This is a genomic window from Catellatospora paridis (assembly GCF_009720365.1).
Taxonomy (GTDB): domain Bacteria; phylum Actinomycetota; class Actinomycetes; order Mycobacteriales; family Micromonosporaceae; genus Catellatospora; species Catellatospora paridis.
In genome coordinates this window covers 79,855-93,490 of sequence record NZ_WBZD01000016.1, presented here as the reverse complement: position 1 = coordinate 93,490, position 13,636 = coordinate 79,855, and the positions used below count along the sequence as shown (strand labels likewise).

Here is a 13,636-nt window from a genome sequence, read left to right as displayed (position 1 = left end):
TCAGGCCTTCGACTTCGCCGGGCTCTGCGCCCGCGCGCCGGCAGGCTTGGCCTTGTCGCTGCCCGCCGCCCACTTGTCCAGGTCGAAGCGGAACCAGCCGCCCTTCACGTCCCGCCCGCTGCCCAGCGCCAGCACGGCCCGGATCTTCGCGGTCTGCTTGCCGTACACCTTGAGCAGCTCGGCGACGTCGGTGACCGGGACCGTCCAGGTGGCCGAGTGGTGACCCTCCACCTTGTACGGCAACTCCGGCCCCTTGCGGCTCTGCCCGCCCACCATGTGCCGCCCGCGCAGCCCCTTCACCTCGAACTCGCAGGTCACCACCTGCACCGCGCCGAGCGTCCCGTTCGTCACGGTCGTGGCGATCAGGAACTCCTTGGCGTCACCGGGCCCGAAGTTGTTGATGTGGTAGAGCCGCACGCTGGGGGCCGGCCGGGTGCGCCGGTAGCCGGCCAGCGCCACGGCCAGGCTCAGCAGGGCGATCAGGACACCGGCGAGCGCGAGCATCCGTGCGGGGGTATCGGACACGGGGTGACTATGGCACATAACCGGCCGGAGGAGGAACCTGCGTACACCGTGCTGTGGACCGGCTGCGTCTCGTTGGTCAGGCATGAGACTCGACCTGCCGGCATCGCGGCTGCTGCGCGTGCTGCTGTGGTCCGTGGCGGCGATCCACCTGCTGAGCCTCGGATTCACCATCGTCTACCACGGGTTCGGGGAGTACGACCTCATCCCGTACTGGGGCCGGATCGTCAAGTTCTTCTACGTGGACAAGGAGCAGAACCTGCCCACCTGGTTCTCCAGCGGGCTGCTGTTCCTCGCGGCGCTGCTGCTGTGGCAGCTCGGCGGCGCGGACCGGGCGTCCGGCGGGCGCTTCCACCGGCACTGGCGGGTGCTCGCGGCCGTCTTCACCGGCCTGTCGCTGGACGAGTTCTCGCAGTTCCACGAACTCGGGGCGCAGGCCGACGTGCTGGACGCGGGCGGGGCCTCGTACCTCTCCTGGCTGGTGCTCGCCGCGCCCCTGGTGCTGGTGCTGGCCCTGTCGTACCTGCGCCTGCTGCTCGCCCTGCCGCCGCGGGTGCGGTGGCTCATGCTCGGCGCGGCCGCGCTGTTCCTCGGCGGGGCGGCCGGGATCGAGGTGCTCGGCGCGTACACCGGCAGGGAGAACATCGGTTTCACCCCCGGCTGGGCCTCCATGCGCTACGTGCTGGCGGCCTCGGCCGAGGAGTTGTGCGAGATGCTGGGCGTGGTCCTCTTCGTCTACGCCACCGCCCTCCACCTCCAAACCCCATCCACCGCCCCCACCGCCCCCGCGCGCCCCTCCCCGCGCCGCCCCACCGCCCCAAAAGAAGGAAGGGCACCTTCTTATCGCTATAGGTAGCGGAAGGGCACCTTCCTCACGCGTTAGGTATCGCGAGCAGGGCAGGAGCGGCACGGATCAGCGGACCGGTGTCGGGGTGGAGCACTGGGCGAACGCCAGGGCGGGCGGCCCCGCGGTCGGGCCGGTGCACAGCTCCCGCATGATGCCGCGATGCCCGAAGGCGTCCTCACGGGTGTCGGTGAGCACCTCGACCTGCCCGTCCTGCTGCACGGTGTACGTGAAACGGATCGGGTCGCCCTCGATGGTCAGTCGGGTCACCCGCAGCACGGCGGGACGGCGCCCGCTGACGGCGTCGAGCAAGCAGGACAGCGAAGCGGCCGGCAGCTCGCTCCGGTGGCCCAGGTCATGGGTTCCGCAGTCGGCGGGCATGGTGCCAGCAGTGGGCGAGGGCGACCCGGTGGGGCTGCCCGCAGGTGTTCCCGGTGCGCCCGCGGTCGTCCGGTCGGGGGTGCAGGCGGCCGCGGACAGCAGTAACAGCAGAGCGGGCAGGGCCTTCCAGCGCATCATGGTCCTCCGTCGATGTCGTCGGCGGTTTGACCCCGCGCAGCACCCGGCGGTTCCGCTACGCGGGCACCCGGCGGCCCGCCCCGATCGTGGACCAGGGCAACAGGCCGCTGAGCAGGGGTTCACGGCTCATGCGGCGTTAACACCGGGCCGCCTAGCGTTGCCGCCCATGAGATACGTACGCGTCGTGCAGACGGCGATGTGGCTGCTCGCCCTTGTCATCGGCGCACCGCTGCTGGCACTGGGCCTGGAACGGACCCAGGCGATCTTCGGTGGCTGGTCGGACTGGCCGGAGTGGTGGGCGCGCGACATGTGGGCGCTGGCCGTCGGCCTTACCGTATGGCTCGGCGCGCTGGCGGCGGGGGTGGCCTTCTCGGCGGTGCACCGCCGGTGGACGGCGGTGGCCGCGTTCGGCCTGGTGCTGGTGATGTCGCTGACCGCTGTCGGGTTCGTGTACGCGGCCCGTCCGGAGCGTTTCGCGGACGTGTGGGAGCAGGTCACCAGCGGCGAGCTGCCGCGTTTCTAGCAGCCGGTACAGGGACGGACGAGTCGGCCTGTACGCCGGATTCTGTGCCGCGCTCACGCGCGGCGGCGGCCATCCATCTAGGCCTGCCGTTGCCGGCAGGCTCGAGCAACCTACCCGCGGACATCGGGCGGGCCACCCTCGAACGTCCGCGCGGCCACCCGCCCGCCGAAGCGGATCGAGCGGCCTTTCTTGGTCTTGCTCCGGGTGGGGTTTACCTAGCCACCCCGGTCACCCGGGGTGCTGGTGAGCTCTTACCTCACCGTTTCACCCTTACCCGCTGCCCCGAGGGGCGGCGGGCGGTCTGTTCTCTGTGGCACTGTCCCGCGGGTCGCCCCGGGTTGCCGTTAACAACCACCCTGCCCTGTGGAGTCCGGACGTTCCTCGGCACCGCCGGGCCGAAGCCCGTGATGACGCGACCGCCCGGCCGACTCGTCCGTCGCGTTGACCATGATACGTCCCCTGGCGCCGCCCGCATCCGGCCCGCCGTCCGGGCGGTCGGGTGGATAGCCTCGGGGGCGATGGATCTCGGTGCGCTGTTGCTGCTCGGTGCTGTCGGCGTGGCCGCCGGGAGCGTGAACGCCGTGGCCGGGGGCGGTTCGCTGATCATGCTGCCGGTGCTGCTGGCGTTCGGGGTGCCGCCGGTCCAGGCCGCGGTCACCAACTCCGTCTCGGTGACCGGCGGCTACTCCGCGAGTGTGCTGGGCACCCGGCCGGACCTGCGCGGCCAGGGCGCGCGGCTGCGGCTGCTGGCGCCTACGGTGCTGCTGGGCGCGATCACGGGCTGCGCGCTGCTGCTGCACACGCCGCCGGGCGTGTTCGCCAAGCTGATGCCGCTGCTGGTGCTGGCCGCGTCGCTGCTGCTGGCCTTCCAGGACCGGGTGGGCCGCCTGGTGGGCGAGCCGCACGCGCAGCCGGTCTGGTTGCGGTTCGTGCTGCTCTTTCTCGTCGGGGTGTACGGCGGTTACTTCAACTCGGTGCTCGGCGTCATCCTGATCGCGGTGCTGAGCGTGGTCGTGGTCGAGTCGATGAACCGCATCGTGGCGCTGAAGAACATCCTCCAGCTAGTGGTGGGCGTGGTCGCCACGACGGTGTACTCGCTGTTCGGGCCGGTGTACTGGCCGGCGGTGGCGATCCTGGTGCCGGCGACGCTGCTGGGCGGTTTCGCGGGCGCGCGGCTGGGGCGGCGGCTGCCGGCACGGACGCTGCGGGCGGTCATCGTGGCGTTCGGGGTGACCGTGGCAGGTGTGCTGTTCGTGCGAGCCATGTCATAGCGCGATGAACGCTCGTTCAATGGGAAGATCGGGTATGGCATTGGACCTGGCTTCCCTTCCCGACGTCAGCGCGCTGACGGTAGGCATCCTCGGCGGCACCGGCGATCAGGGCCGCGGGCTGGCATACCGGCTGGCCCTGGCGGGGCAGGCGGTGCTGATCGGCTCCCGCAGCGCGGACCGGGCGGCGGCGTCGGCGGCCGAGCTGGCGGAGCTGTCCGGGGGGAACGTGGCCGGTGGTGACAACGCGGACGTGGCGAGGCGCTCGGACGTGCTGATCGTGGCCGTTCCCTATGCCGGGCACGCCGACACGTTGGCCGGGCTGGTCGAGCAGCTGGTCGGCAAGATCGTGGTGGACTGCGTGAACCCGCTGGGCTTCGACAAGCAGGGGCCGTACGCGCTGCGGGTCGAGGAGGGCAGCGCCGCGCAGCAGGCCGCGGCGATCCTGCCTGAGGCCCGGGTGACCGCGGCGTTCCACCACGTCAGCGCGGAGCTGCTGGCCGACCCGGCGGTGACCCGCATGGACCTGGACATCCTGGTCCTCGGCGACGACCGGGACGCGGTCGCCGTGGTGCAGGCGCTCGCGGGCCGCATCCCCGGCATGCGCGGCATCCACGCGGGCCGCCTCCGCAACGCCGCCCAGGTCGAAGCCCTGACCGCCAACCTGATCGCCATGAACAAGCGCTACAAAGCCCACTCCGGCATCCGCATCACCGACGTCTGACCCACCCCCACCCACCCACCCCACCCGCCGCCCCAACCCCGCGGCGCAACTCTCAAAGAGTCGCGGCCTGCGGGTCTGTCCGAGGGCGCGACTCTTGGAGAGTTGCGGCAGGAGGTGGGGCGGGCCGGGGGCCCGGTGGGTCAGAAGGTGTGGTCGGCGGTGGGGAAGGCGCCGTCGTGGACGTCGGCGGCGAATTCGGCGGCGGCGCGGGCGAGGACGCTGTGGAGGTCGGCGTACTTCTTGACGAAGCGGGGGGTGGGGCCGGCGGAGGCGGGGCGCAGGCCGGCCATGTCCTGCCAGACGAGGACCTGGGCATCGGTGTCGGGGCCCGCGCCGATGCCGACGGTGGGCACGCCGATCTCGGCGGTGACCTGCTTGGCCACGTCGCCGGGGACCATCTCCAGGACGACCGCGAAGGCGCCCGCATCGACGACCTCACGGGCCTGCCGCAGCAGCGTGGCGGCCGCGTCGTCGCCGCGGCCCTGCACCCGGTAGCCGCCGAGCTGGTGCTCGGACTGGGGGGTGAAGCCCAGGTGGGCCATGACGGGGATGCCCGCGCCGGTGATCATCTCGATCTGGGCGGGGCGGAAGCCCTCCAGCTTCACGGCGTGGCAGCGTGCTTCCTTCATGAAGCGCACCGCGGTGCGCAGCGCCACCTCGGGGGACTCCTCGTACGTGCCGAACGGCAGGTCGCCGACGACCAGGGCGCGCTTGGTGGCGCCGACCACGGCGCGTACCAGGGGGAGCAGCTCCTCGACGGTCACCGGCAGGGTCGACTCGTAGCCGAACACGTTGTTCGCGGCCGAGTCGCCGACGAGCAGCACCGCGATGCCGGCCTCGTCGAAGATCTGGGCGGTGTACTGGTCGTACGAGGTGAGCATGGCCCACTTCTCGCCGCGCTCCTTGGCCAGCTGCAGGTGGCGGGTGCGCACCCGCGAGCCGGCCGGCCCGCCGTAGAGGGAGGGCACACTGTCGGACATCGCTGTCTCCTTTCGCCTCGAGGCCGCATCCGCGGTCCCCGGGTCTCCAGGAGAATGTTTCCACCCGTTGAACACCCGATGTCAGGGTTGAGTGCACTAATTCACTGACACTCGGTCAGCTTTCACGCCACCGGTTCGTGATCGGCAGGCGGCGGTCGCGGCCGAACGCCTTGAACGAGATCTTGGTGCCGGGCGCGGACTGGCGGCGCTTGTACTCCGCACCGTCGACCAGCCGCAGGATGCGGTCGACCAGCGCCGGGTCGTGCCCCTCGGCGACCAGCTCGTCGCGGCCCTGGTCGCCGTCGACGTAACCGGCCAGGATCGCGTCCAGCTGGTCGTACGGCGGCAGCGAGTCGGTGTCCAGCTGACCCGGGCGCAGCTCGGCGCTCGGCGGCTTGGTGATGGAGTTCTCCGGGATCACCTCGCCGACCGTGTTGCGCCAGTGCGCGAGCTTCCACACCAGCGTCTTCGGCACGTCCTTGAGCGGGTTGAACGCGCCCACCGAGTCGCCGTACAGGGTGGAGTAACCGACGGCCAGCTCGCTCTTGTTGCCGGTGGTGAGCACCAGGTGCCCCTCCTGGTTGGACAGCGCCATCAGGATCACCGCGCGCACCCGCGCCTGCAGGTTCTCCACCGCCAGGCCGGACAGGTTCAGGTTGGACAGGAACGCGTCCACCATGTGCTGGATCGGCTCGACCCGGTAATCCAGGCCGGTGAGCCGGGCCATCTCGGCGGCGTCGTCGCGGGAGTGCTGCGAGGAGTGCCCGCTGGGCATGGAGACGCCGACGACGTGCTCGGCCCCGAGCGCGTCGACCGCGATCGCGGCGACCACCGAGGAGTCGATGCCGCCGGACAGGCCGAGCAGGACCGACTTCGCGCCGTTCTTGCGTACGTAGTCGCGCAGGCCCATGACCAGGGCGTTCCACACCTCGGCCTCGTCGCCGAGGCGGTCGGCGATGCCGGCGTCGGCGGCCGGGCCCTCCGGCGTGGCCCAGGAGGTGGTCAGCGGGATCCGGGCGACGCGCATCGAACCCAGGTGGCCGGCGGGCGCGTCCGGATCGGCCTCGGGCAGGTGCAGGTCGTGCACCAGCAGCGCCTGGTGGAACTGCGGACCGCGGGCCAGCAGCGTGCCGTCCGCCGCCACGATCATCGAATCGCCGTCGAAGGTCAGCTCGTCCTGACCGCCGATCATGTTGACGTACGCCACGGCCGCCCCGGCCTCGGCCGCCCGGCGCTGCACCAGCGGCAGCCGCACGTCGTCCTTGTTCAGCTCGTACGGCGAGCCGTTGATGTTGATGACGAGCCCGACCCGGGCCGACGCCGCCACCGCGAACGGGCCGCCCGCCTGCCAGATGTCCTCGCAGATGGTCAGCGCGACGTCGGCCTGGCTGCCGTCGGCCCACTGCGCCCGCACCACGGTCAGCGTGTCGCCGGGCACGAAGTAGCGGTCCTCGTCGAAGACGCCGTAGTTGGGCAGGTGGTGCTTGTGGTAGTGGGCGGCGACCACGCCGCGGTGCAGCAGCGCCAGCGAGTCGCGGGGGCCGACCGGCGAGGTCGAGTCCGAGCCCAGCCGCGCCGGGCCGTCCGCGTCGAGGAAACCGACGATCACGGCCAGCTCGCCCAGCCCGTCGGCGGCCAGGTCCGCGGCCAGCCGCACCAGCGCCTGCTGGGAGGCCTCGACGAAGGACTGCCGGAACACCAGGTCCTCGACCGGATACCCGGTCAGCATCATCTCCGGGAAGGCGGCGATGTGCGCGCCGGCCTCGGCGGCGCGGGCGGACCACTCGCGCACGATGGCGGCGTTGCCGGCGAGGTCGCCGACCGTCGGGTTGACCTGGGCGAGGGCGAGACGCAGCGTGGCGGTCATGCCCTCATCTTCTCGCACACCCCACCCGCCGCGTGTTTCCCACCAGGCGTGTGCCCTGCCACAGTCCGCCAGCCGGCGTCAGGCGCGGGTGCGGCGGTCGAGGAGGTGGTTGGCGGCGTAGTGGGTCAGATTGGTGACCAGGATGGCCGGGGCGACGACGGCGACCACGCCGGCGAACTGGGCCTCCAGACGCAGCGCGAGGATGATCGCGGTGATGCCGTTCTGCTGGGCGAAGGCCAGGTGCAGGCGGTCGGTCGCGGGCATGTTCCGGGCGAGCAGCCAGCCGACCAGGATCTGCGCGGCGAACGCGGCCACGCCCAGGCTGATGCCCTGTGGCAGCGCGATCCCACCGATGAGCAGCAGCCCCAGCAGCACCGTCGCGGCGTACAGCGCGCCCTGGGTGATCCGGGGCAGCAGCCGCGCCAGCCAAGCGGGCCGCAGGAACAGGCCGACCAGCGCGAGGCCGAGCATCAGGAACTGCCACACCGCCACGGCCGCCGCGAGCGCGAGCAGAGCGGTGGACCAGCGCGGCCGGTTCCGCACGCCGTAGCGCCACACCAGCCACACCACACCCGCGAAGACCAGATTCAGTCCCAGATCGACGGCGTACGCCACCAGTCCGTCCGCGACGTGTACCCCCTGGGCCTCGCGGGTGCCCAGGCCGAACGTGTCGGCCGCGACGGCGGCCGCGTAGACGGTGAGAACCACCGTGATCGGGTCGTCGAACGAGGACCACGCGGCCAGCACCGTGCGCGCCCGGGGGGAGAGCCGGTCGTCGCCCAGCAGCGCGGCCACCGACAGCGGGTCGATCTGGGCGACCACGATGCCCAGCAGCAGGAACAGCGGATCCTGCCAGGCCAGCGCCAGCGCTGCGCCGATGACTGCGGCCTTGACGACCACGCCGACGGTGACCGCGGTGACGATGAGCCGCCGGTCCTGCCGCGCGGCTGCGGTGTCGATGCCGTAGGTGCTGCCGTACAGGCCGATCGCCAGCAGGGCCGCGGTGGCCAGCAGGTAGGGGGTGGAGTCGGTGGCGTCGGCGATCCGGACATCGGTGACGGCGGCCGTGCCGAGGCCGAGCAGGACGGCCAGGGCTAGCCAGGCGAGGCGGCGCACCGCGCCATCCTAAGCGGACGGCTCAACGGTGCTCGATGTCGCTCAGCCGCGCGGGCTCGGTCGCGGGCCGCCGAGGGTGATGGGCAGCAGCTTCTTCGCCGCCTGCTCCAGCAGCCCGGTGAACCGGCCGAGGTCGGCCACGGTGCCCTGGCGCTCGCCCGATTCCATCTCGCGCAGCATCGACAGCACCCCGCCCACCCGGCCCAGCGCCAGGTAGCCGGTCATGGTCCGGTCCTTGCCGGTGAGCGTGAAGCGCAGCGCGTACGCGTCGCCCTCCAGCTTCAGCAGGTCGGCGGGCAGCCGGTCGCGCGGCACGTCCTCGACGCGCACCCGCACCGCCGTGCCGTCGTCGAGCACCGCGTTGAAGTCGCGGCAGCGCTGGCCCATCCGGCGCAGCTCGTTCAGGGTGCCGAGGGCGCCGTCGCCGGTGAAGGTACTGAGCACCTGGGTGATCAGCGTCGGCCCGCGGTGCCCGGAGACCGCCTGGGCGCTGGGCTGGATGCGGGCCTTCGGGTGGGTGGCCACGGTCGCCGCGGCCGTGCGGATCAGCTCGTCGGGCGCGCCGAGCAGGGCCGCGCAGCGCTCCGGCCGGGGCGTGCGCACGCGGGGCGACGGGCTGGGCGGCTGCGCGGCGTAACTGGCCGGCAGGTCGACGTCGGCCAGCAGCGCCGCCTGCAGCTCGGGCTGGGTCGCCGTGATCGGCAGCGTCCTACGGGTCTCGGTCGCCTGGGCCTGCTGCTGGCGGTGCGTCGCGCCGAGCACCCCGGCCAGGGTGAGCGCGCCGATCAGCAGCCCACCGAGGGCGATACCGCCCGCGATGGTGCGGTGGCGCACCGGGAAGAGGGTGTCCAGGCGGTTCATGGGCGCTCCTTGCGCATCGAGGGGAGCTCCGTTTCACTGACCGGTCCAACGGGGTGAAGGGCGTCGAAGTTGCGGCATCACGGTGCTCCGGCGTACAGCTGGAGCATGGCGTAACGTGCCCGTAATGAGGCCGCGCCAGACTGGCCCGGAGATCTCGTCTTAGAGAGGCATGCCGTGGATCGTCAGCAGGAGTTCGTGCTGCGTACGCTTGAGGAGCGCGACATCCGCTTCGTGCGCCTCTGGTTCACCGACGTGCTCGGCACCCTGAAGTCGGTCAGCGTCGCGCCGGCGGAGCTGGAGTCGGCCTTCGAGGAGGGCATCGGCTTCGACGGCTCCGCGATCGAGGGCTTCGCCCGGGTGTACGAGTCCGACATGATCGCCATGCCGGACCCGACCACGTTCCAGGTGTTCCCGTTCGAGGGTGGCGGCTCAGGCGAGAGCGCCCGGATGTTCTGCGACATCCTCATGCCCGACGGCACCCCGAGCTGGGCCGACCCGCGCCACGTGCTGCGCCGGGCGCTGTCGAAGGCGGCCGACAAGGGCTTCACCTTCTACACCCACCCCGAGGTCGAGTTCTTCCTGCTCGCCGACGCGCCCGCGGACGGCGGCGTGCCGACCCCGGTCGACGCGGGCGGCTACTTCGACCACACCACGCACGCCATCGCGCGCGACTTCCGCCGCCAGGCGGTGCTGGCGCTGGAGCGCATCGGCATCTCCGTGGAGTTCAGCCACCACGAGGTCGCCCCCGGCCAGCAGGAGATCGACCTGCGGTACGCGGACGCGCTGACCACCGCCGACAACATCATGACCTTCCGGCACGTGATGCGGGAGGTGGCGCTGTCGCACGGGGTGCGGGCCACCTTCATGCCCAAGCCGTTCACCGACCAGCCCGGCAGCGGCATGCACACGCACCTGTCGCTGTTCGAGGGCGAGCGCAACGCCTTCCACGATCCGGCCGACCCGCACAAGCTGAGCAAGACCGCCAAGGCGTTCATCGCCGGGGTGCTCACCCACGCGCGGGAGTTCACCGCGGTCACCAACCAGTGGGTCAACTCGTACAAGCGGCTGTTCCCGCAGATGATCCCGGACCGGATCTCCGAGGCTCCGGCGTACGTCTGCTGGGGCCACCTGAACCGCTCGGCCCTGGTGCGCGTGCCCGCGTACGGCAAGCCGAACTCGGCCCGGGTCGAGGTGCGCTCGATGGACTCGGCCTGCAACCCCTACCTGGCCTTCGCGGTGCTGCTGGGCGCCGGCATGAAGGGCATCGAGGAGGGCTACGAGCTGCCCCCGGGCGCCGAGGACGACGTCTGGGCGCTGTCGAACGCCGAGCGCCGCGCGATGGGCTACTCGGCGCTGCCGGAGAACCTGTCCGAGGCGATCGACGTCATGGCCGGCTCCGAGCTGGTCGCCGACGTGCTCGGTGAGCACGTGTTCGACTTCTTCCTGCGCAACAAGCGCGCGGAGTGGGAGGAGTACCGGCGCGAGGTGACCCCGTTCGAGCGGATCAGGTACCTGGGTGCGCTCTAGCAGCCCAGGTATCGGTGGCTCAGCCTGGGTGCGCTCTAGCAGCCCAGGTATCGGTGGCTCAGCCTGGGTGCGCTGTAGGTAACCTGGTCAGCCCCGTGCGGACGCCCGTGTTGCGGGCGTCCGCTAGCCTCCCGAGCGACATTCGGATGCAGTGGAGGCGTAGATGGTGCAGGACCTGGTCACGGGTGCGTGGCAGAGCGTGGTGTTCGGGATTGCCGGCATCTGTCTGATGGCGGTCGGATTCGTCGTGGTGGACCTGCTGACGCCGGGCCGCCTGCGTGAGCTGATCTGGCACCAGCGCAGCAGCAACGCGGCGCTGCTGCTGGCGGCGAACCAGCTGGGCATCGCGCTGATCGTGTTCACCGCGATCTTCACCAGCTACGAGGACTTCGGCAAGGGCCTGGCCTCGACGGTGATCTTCGGAATCCTCGGCATCGGCCTGATGGCCCTGGCCTTCCTGGCCCTGGACTGGCTGACCCCCGGCCGCCTCGGCGAGATGATCGCCGAGATCGAGCCCCACCCCGCCGCCAAGGTCACCGCCGCCACCCACTTCGGCGCGGCCCTCATCGTCTGCGCCTGCATCGCCTGACCGCAGCACAACCCCCGCCCCACCAGCTGAAGCAAGGGCACCTTCCCATCGCCATAGGTGGAGGAAGGTGCCCTTCCTGACACCTGCCTCAGGGCGGTTCGGCGGAGATCGCTGTTTGCGGTCAGAACCTGCGGTCCACCGCACTTTTCGGCCCAGAACAGTGATCATGCCCCTGGCGACGGCACGGCGAGCAGTGCCTCGCAACGGACCCGCAGCGCGTCCCGGAGCGGGGCGGCGCGGTCGGCGAAGGAGCGCTGGGCGGCGGCGTACTCGGCGCGGCCCTCGGGGGTTTCGATGCGGACCGGCGGGAAGCCGAGGTCGGCGAGGTCGTAGGGGCTGGCGCGCATGTCGAGTTCGCGGATCTCGCGGGACAGGGCGAAGCAGGCGGTGACCAGTTCGCTCGGGACCAGCGGGGACAGCTTGTAGGACCACTTGTAGAGGTCCATGTTCGCGTGCAGGCAACCGGGCTGCTCCAGGGCGGGCTGCAGCTCACGGGTCGGCTGGTGCACGTTGAGCGGGCGCGCGGGCGCGGTGAAGAAGCGGAACGCGTCGAAGTGGGTGCAGCGTACGCCCCGGTCCTGCACCACCTCGGCCGTCGCGGCGGGCGACAGGCGCAGCGGCCAGGAGTTGTGCCGGACCTCGTCCTGGCTCTGGCGGTAGACCATGGCCCATTCGTGCATGCCGAAGCAGCCCAGCTGGGCGGGGCGGGACGCGGTCGCGGCCAGCAGGTCGCGGATCCAGCGCACCGAGTCGGCCCGCTTGGCCAGCAGGGCGGGGTCGAGCAGGACCCCGCCGTCGACGGCGGTGTAGTCGCGGTCCGGTGCGCCGTCGCGCAGCACGACGCCGTGGCCGGGGTGCCAGCGGCGCAGCTGCGCGGGGCGCAGCGAGTAGTACGTGAACAGGAAGTCGTGCACGGGGTGCTTGACCCCGTCGCGGCGGCGCGCCAGGTGGTGCGCCAGCCAGCCGTCCACCAGCTCCTCGTGCGCCTGCCTGCGGGCACGCCAGACGTCGGGGTCCAGCACCTCGATGGCGGCGGTTTTCACCAGGCCAGGGTACCGGCGGCGCGGACTAGGTAGCGACACCAACTAGCTTGCTGTGCTACTGTCTCGCGCCATGGAGCTGGAGCGACGCAGTCAATGGCTGCGGGGAGTGCTCGACCTGTGCGTGCTCGGCGTGCTCGCGCACCGCGAGTCCTACGGCTACGAGCTGATCCAGTCGCTGCACGCCGCGGGGCTGGACGGCATCCAGGGCGGCACCCTCTACCCGGTGCTGCTGCGGCTGCAGCGCGGCGGCCAGGTCGTCGCGCACTGGCGTGAGGGCGGGTCCGGCCCGGCCCGCAAGTACTACCGGATCACCCCGGCGGGCACCGAGACGCTGCGGCGCTCCGCCGCCGACTGGGAGGCCTTCGCGGGCGGGGTGAGCGCGATTCTGCGAGAGGTGGCGGCACGGTGAGACACGACACCTGGCTCGATGCCCTCGCCGGCGAGCTGCGCCGGCACGGGGTGGCCGAACAGACGGCGGGCAACGTGCTCGCCGAGACCGCGGCCCACCTGTGGGAGAGCGGGGACGACCCGCTGCGGGCCTTCGGGCCGCCGCAGGCGTATGCCGCGACGGTCGCCGAGAGCGTGCGCCCGGAGCCGCCGCGGCGTGCGCCGGGCGGGCCGGTGCTGCTGGAGGTCGTCGGGATCACCAAGCGGTACGGCCGCCGCACCGTGCTGCGCGAGGTGAGCCTGGCGGTGCGCGCGGGCGAGGTCGCCGCGGTGGTCGGCGCGAACGGGTCCGGCAAGAGCACGTTCCTCGGGATCTGCGCGGGCCTGGTCAGTCCCGACCGGGGCGAGGTGCGCGTGCACGGCAGTCTCGGCTACTGCCCGCAGGGCGGCGGCACCAGCGACTTCCTCGTGCCCGACGAGCATTTCCTGCTGGTGGGCGCGGGTCGCGGGATGTCACGGGCGGACGCCCGCGACACCGGCCGGGCGGGCGCGGCCGCGCTGGACTGGGATCCGCGGGGCGGCACGCAGGCCCGGCACCTGTCCGGCGGCACCCGGCAGAAGCTCAACCTGGTGCTGGCGGGCCTGGGCGACCCCGACGTGCTGCTGCTGGACGAGCCGTACCAGGGCTTCGACCAGGGTTCGTATCTGGACTTCTGGCAGCAGGTGCGGCGCTGGCGCGATGCGGGCAAGGCGATCGTGGTGGTGACCCACCTGCTGAACACCCGCGACGGCGTCGACACGGTGCTGGACCTGACCCCGCGGGGGCGGGCATGAGCGAGCTTGTCGAGCGAATCGTGGGGCGTGGT

Annotated in this window: 15 protein-coding genes and 1 other RNA gene; 8 read left to right on the top strand and 8 right to left on the bottom strand. The window is 71.8% G+C overall.

Going from position 1 to position 13,636, the window contains the following annotated elements; genetic code table 11:
• Positions 1–525 carry a hypothetical protein gene (locus F9C41_RS29785; RefSeq protein WP_155390131.1) on the bottom strand — a complete coding sequence of 175 codons (525 nt, stop codon included), beginning with the start codon at positions 523–525 and terminating at the stop codon, positions 1–3.
• 82 nt (positions 526–607) lie between these two features.
• Here F9C41_RS29785 and F9C41_RS29780 point away from each other — a divergent pair, with 82 nt between their 5' ends.
• Positions 608–1,378, top strand: a complete 771-nt coding sequence (locus F9C41_RS29780; RefSeq protein ID WP_155390130.1) for a hypothetical protein — start codon at positions 608–610, stop codon at positions 1,376–1,378.
• Between the two features lie 57 nt (positions 1,379–1,435).
• On the opposite strand, the gene F9C41_RS29775 is transcribed toward F9C41_RS29780, so the two are convergent.
• Positions 1,436–1,885 carry a DUF4362 domain-containing protein gene (locus F9C41_RS29775; protein WP_155390129.1) on the bottom strand — a complete coding sequence of 150 codons (450 nt, stop codon included), beginning with the start codon at positions 1,883–1,885 and terminating at the stop codon, positions 1,436–1,438.
• 166 nt (positions 1,886–2,051) lie between these two features.
• Here F9C41_RS29775 and F9C41_RS29770 point away from each other — a divergent pair, with 166 nt between their 5' ends.
• Entirely contained in the window at positions 2,052–2,408 is a 357-nt protein-coding gene (locus tag F9C41_RS29770; RefSeq protein WP_155390128.1) for a hypothetical protein, read from the top strand.
• Positions 2,409–2,423: 15 nt separating this feature from the next.
• Here F9C41_RS29770 and rnpB read toward each other — a convergent pair.
• An RNA gene (gene rnpB / locus F9C41_RS29765) (RNase P RNA component class A) lies at positions 2,424–2,840 on the bottom strand.
• Positions 2,841–2,926: 86 nt separating this feature from the next.
• Between rnpB and F9C41_RS29760 the strand changes: the two genes are divergently transcribed.
• The gene (locus tag F9C41_RS29760) at positions 2,927–3,679 is read left to right on the top strand and encodes a sulfite exporter TauE/SafE family protein (RefSeq protein WP_155390127.1); all 753 of its coding nucleotides are present in this window, start codon (positions 2,927–2,929) and stop codon (positions 3,677–3,679) included.
• Positions 3,680–3,713: 34 nt separating this feature from the next.
• Positions 3,714–4,400, top strand: a complete 687-nt coding sequence (gene npdG, locus F9C41_RS29755; RefSeq protein WP_155390126.1) for an NADPH-dependent F420 reductase — start codon at positions 3,714–3,716, stop codon at positions 4,398–4,400.
• 140 nt (positions 4,401–4,540) lie between these two features.
• On the opposite strand, the gene panB is transcribed toward npdG, so the two are convergent.
• From panB to F9C41_RS29735, 4 genes are all read right to left on the bottom strand, one after another.
• On the bottom strand, positions 4,541–5,380 hold the full coding sequence (gene panB / locus F9C41_RS29750) for a 3-methyl-2-oxobutanoate hydroxymethyltransferase (RefSeq protein ID WP_155390125.1): 840 nt from the start codon (positions 5,378–5,380) through the stop codon (positions 4,541–4,543).
• Positions 5,381–5,495: 115 nt separating this feature from the next.
• Positions 5,496–7,247 carry an NAD+ synthase gene (locus F9C41_RS29745; RefSeq protein ID WP_155390124.1) on the bottom strand — a complete coding sequence of 584 codons (1,752 nt, stop codon included), beginning with the start codon at positions 7,245–7,247 and terminating at the stop codon, positions 5,496–5,498.
• A gap of 78 nt (positions 7,248–7,325) precedes the next feature.
• Positions 7,326–8,363, bottom strand: coding sequence for a hypothetical protein (locus F9C41_RS29740; protein ID WP_155390123.1), 1,038 nt, complete (start codon positions 8,361–8,363; stop codon positions 7,326–7,328).
• A 42-nt stretch (positions 8,364–8,405) separates the two neighbouring features.
• Complete coding sequence (locus F9C41_RS29735) at positions 8,406–9,224, bottom strand: hypothetical protein (RefSeq protein WP_155390122.1); 819 nt, start codon at positions 9,222–9,224, stop codon at positions 8,406–8,408.
• 174 nt (positions 9,225–9,398) lie between these two features.
• On the opposite strand from F9C41_RS29735, the gene glnA reads away from it, so the two are divergent.
• Positions 9,399–10,751 carry a type I glutamate--ammonia ligase gene (gene glnA / locus F9C41_RS29730; protein ID WP_155390121.1) on the top strand — a complete coding sequence of 451 codons (1,353 nt, stop codon included), beginning with the start codon at positions 9,399–9,401 and terminating at the stop codon, positions 10,749–10,751.
• 163 nt (positions 10,752–10,914) lie between these two features.
• Entirely contained in the window at positions 10,915–11,340 is a 426-nt protein-coding gene (locus tag F9C41_RS29725) for a DUF350 domain-containing protein (RefSeq protein ID WP_155390120.1), read from the top strand.
• Between the two features lie 164 nt (positions 11,341–11,504).
• On the opposite strand, the gene F9C41_RS29720 is transcribed toward F9C41_RS29725, so the two are convergent.
• Positions 11,505–12,386 (bottom strand): RNA-binding protein, encoded by an 882-nt coding sequence (locus F9C41_RS29720; protein WP_196280030.1) that lies wholly within the window; start codon positions 12,384–12,386, stop codon positions 11,505–11,507.
• A 67-nt stretch (positions 12,387–12,453) separates the two neighbouring features.
• Between F9C41_RS29720 and F9C41_RS29715 the strand changes: the two genes are divergently transcribed.
• A complete protein-coding gene (locus F9C41_RS29715; RefSeq protein WP_155390118.1) occupies positions 12,454–12,792 on the top strand; it encodes a PadR family transcriptional regulator in 339 nt (112 codons plus the stop codon).
• Positions 12,789–13,604 (top strand): ATP-binding cassette domain-containing protein, encoded by an 816-nt coding sequence (locus F9C41_RS29710; protein WP_155390117.1) that lies wholly within the window; start codon positions 12,789–12,791, stop codon positions 13,602–13,604. Before F9C41_RS29715 ends, F9C41_RS29710 begins: the two co-directional genes overlap by 4 nt.
• Positions 13,605–13,636 lie beyond the last annotated feature (32 nt).

Coding starts and splice junctions, on each gene's coding strand:
- F9C41_RS29780 (WP_155390130.1), top strand. CDS start 608: ATGAGACTCGACCTGCCGGCATCGCGGCTGCTGCGCGTGCTGCTGTGG.
- F9C41_RS29775 (WP_155390129.1), bottom strand. CDS start 1,885: ATGATGCGCTGGAAGGCCCTGCCCGCTCTGCTGTTACTGCTGTCCGCG.
- F9C41_RS29770 (WP_155390128.1), top strand. CDS start 2,052: ATGAGATACGTACGCGTCGTGCAGACGGCGATGTGGCTGCTCGCCCTT.
- F9C41_RS29760 (WP_155390127.1), top strand. CDS start 2,927: ATGGATCTCGGTGCGCTGTTGCTGCTCGGTGCTGTCGGCGTGGCCGCC.
- npdG (WP_155390126.1), top strand. CDS start 3,714: ATGGCATTGGACCTGGCTTCCCTTCCCGACGTCAGCGCGCTGACGGTA.
- panB (WP_155390125.1), bottom strand. CDS start 5,380: ATGTCCGACAGTGTGCCCTCCCTCTACGGCGGGCCGGCCGGCTCGCGG.
- F9C41_RS29745 (WP_155390124.1), bottom strand. CDS start 7,247: ATGACCGCCACGCTGCGTCTCGCCCTCGCCCAGGTCAACCCGACGGTC.
- F9C41_RS29735 (WP_155390122.1), bottom strand. CDS start 9,224: ATGAACCGCCTGGACACCCTCTTCCCGGTGCGCCACCGCACCATCGCG.
- F9C41_RS29725 (WP_155390120.1), top strand. CDS start 10,915: ATGGTGCAGGACCTGGTCACGGGTGCGTGGCAGAGCGTGGTGTTCGGG.
- F9C41_RS29715 (WP_155390118.1), top strand. CDS start 12,454: ATGGAGCTGGAGCGACGCAGTCAATGGCTGCGGGGAGTGCTCGACCTG.